Origin of the sequence: Intrasporangium sp. (genome assembly GCF_035280925.1) — a bacterium.
In the GTDB taxonomy this organism is placed as follows: domain Bacteria; phylum Actinomycetota; class Actinomycetes; order Actinomycetales; family Dermatophilaceae; genus Intrasporangium.
Genome location: NZ_DATEEY010000024.1, coordinates 1 through 2,096 on the forward strand (window position 1 = coordinate 1; position 2,096 = coordinate 2,096).

General features: G+C 70.0%; 2 protein-coding genes and 1 pseudogene. All 3 read right to left on the bottom strand.

Annotated features, from left to right (window positions below; translation table 11 throughout):
* On the bottom strand, window positions 1–651 hold a 651-nt coding region (locus VJN29_RS02500), incomplete at its 3' end, for a Clp protease N-terminal domain-containing protein (RefSeq protein WP_324141946.1).
* A gap of 45 nt (window positions 652–696) precedes the next feature.
* Window positions 697–1,611 carry a class I SAM-dependent methyltransferase gene (locus tag VJN29_RS02505; RefSeq protein WP_324141948.1) on the bottom strand — a complete coding sequence of 305 codons (915 nt, stop codon included), beginning with the start codon at window positions 1,609–1,611 and terminating at the stop codon, window positions 697–699.
* 116 nt (window positions 1,612–1,727) lie between these two features.
* Window positions 1,728–2,096, bottom strand: a pseudogene (locus VJN29_RS02510) (hypothetical protein); the annotation flags it as partial.

Consider the following 2,096-nt stretch of genomic DNA (forward strand, 5'->3'; position numbering starts at 1 on the left):
GCCCTCGACGATGCGGGAGGCGAGGCCCTCGACGATGGCGGTCTTGCCGACGCCCGGCTCGCCGATGAGCACGGGGTTGTTCTTGGTGCGCCGCGACAGCACCTGGATGACGCGGCGGATCTCTTCGTCACGGCCGATGACGGGATCGAGCTTGCCCTGCCGCGCCACCTCGGTGAGGTCGCGGCCGTAGCGCTCGAGCGCCTGGAACTGGTCTTCGGGGTTCTGCGACGTGACCCGGTGACTGCCCCGCACCGCCTGCATGGCGGCGAGCACGTCGTCGCGGGTGACGCTCAGGCGGTCGGCCAGCGCCAGCAGCAGGTGCTCGGTCGACAGGTACTCGTCGGACAGCTCGGCGCGGGCCTGGTCGGCCTCGTCGATGACCTGGGTGAACTCGCGGGACAGCCGGGGCTCGCTACCGCCGTAGCTGTGCGGCAGCCGCGCCAGCGCCTCGCCCACCTCGTTGCGCAGGGGCAAGGGCTCCTTGCCCATGCGCTGCAACATGGGCAGGACGATGCCCTCGCCCTGGCCCAGCAGGGCCATGAGCAGGTGGTCGGGAGTGACCTCGGGGTTCGAGGCCGCCTTGGCGGCCTCGACGGCCGCGCTGAAGGCCTCTTGGACCTTCAGGGTCCACCGGTTCGGATCGAGCGCCATGCAGCAATGCTATCCCCGCCGTCAAGAAAGTTGACAAGATCCCACTCAGATCTTGGCTACCCGAAGCCACAACGACGTGGGGAAGTGACCGTTCCGTGCACCGACCCGCACACCACGATCGAGGGCTTCGGGGCGGTATTCGGGGAACACCTTGGTGAGGCCCTCGGGCCGCCCGTGGTGGAGCGCTGAAAGGCAGGCAAGCGTGGTCAGGTGGCGGTTCCCGGTCAGGAGCGCAGCCACCAGAGTCGTCTCCTGCCAGTCGAACATCGTGTTGTAGATGTCCGGTGAGTAGACGTACGGCAGGTAGATGTCGTGGATGTGGACGACGACCCCGGGGACCAGGTGCGGGAGCAGCTCGAGGTAGATGTGGCTGAGCTCCGAACCTGTGCGCAACGCGTGGGTCGAGTCGATGAACAGCAGGTCGCCGTCGCCGAGAGCCGCGACGACATCGTCGACCTCCCGGCCGCCGATCGCGCGTGCGTCGACGTGCGGCAGTCGGGCGACCCGGTTCGCGGTGTACGGGTCGCACGCGACCACCGACGTCGGCTCGAACCCGTCGGCGACGTTGCGCTCGATCGCCTGAGACATGACGAGGGTCGAGCTTCCGCTGCCGATCTCGACGACGCGTCCCGGCCGGCTGGTGCGCAGGAAGCCGTGGAGCAGCTGCGCCTCGACGAACCCGTACCGGAGGCCCCCGACCGCCTCGGCGTCGCCGGCAAGGCGCGACAGCGGAAGCTCGCTCGCGTACGGACCGGCCTGGCCCGCCACCCAGGCCAGCTGCTCGTCGAGGTCGGCGTCGAACAGATCGGCGTCCACCGGCCGGCGCCACGACGCCTCACTGGAGCGGAGCTCCCGCCTGGACGCCACCGGGGAGTAGTAGTGCGCGGGGAGCACGTGCACGCCGACCTTGTCTCCGGCGAGGAACGCGCGCTGCGCGATCGACTTCAGGGCCTCTTTCATGTGTTCCCCCAGTGCTTCGAGTGCCTGACGTGCCGGACGGACCGCGGCCCGGACCTCGTCGCGACCACCGCGTTCGCGATCGACGGGCCACCCACAACCGGCCCCCCGGAGAGGCGTCAGCTCCGGGCAGGGGGCGGGGCCACGGGATCCCACTCGGTACTGGGATCACCCTCGCCGTCCCACCGGCGGGCGTGCCCGTTGCTGCCGTTCTCGGGAGGCGCCGACCGCCCGCGCCGGGGACCCCGGGTGGTGGATTCGTAGCGGTAGGGCTCGGTACTGAACGTGTCGTCGGCGGATGCGCTGTTGAGCACGGTGCCCGAGAGGGGGGCGTCGACCTGGCGCAGCAGCTCGACGGCGCGGGTGAGGCTGCGCTTGGAGGTCTTGTTGGCCGAGGTGACCAGCAGGGTGGTGTCGGCCATGCGGGCCAGCACCAACGAATCGGTGACCGGCAGCACGGGGGGGCAGTCGATCACGACCACGTCGTA

What these genes read in the sequence shown, in the direction of transcription:
- VJN29_RS02505 (WP_324141948.1), bottom strand. Translation starts at nt 1,611, where the DNA reads ATGAAAGAGGCCCTGAAGTCGATCGCGCAGCGCGCGTTCCTCGCCGGA.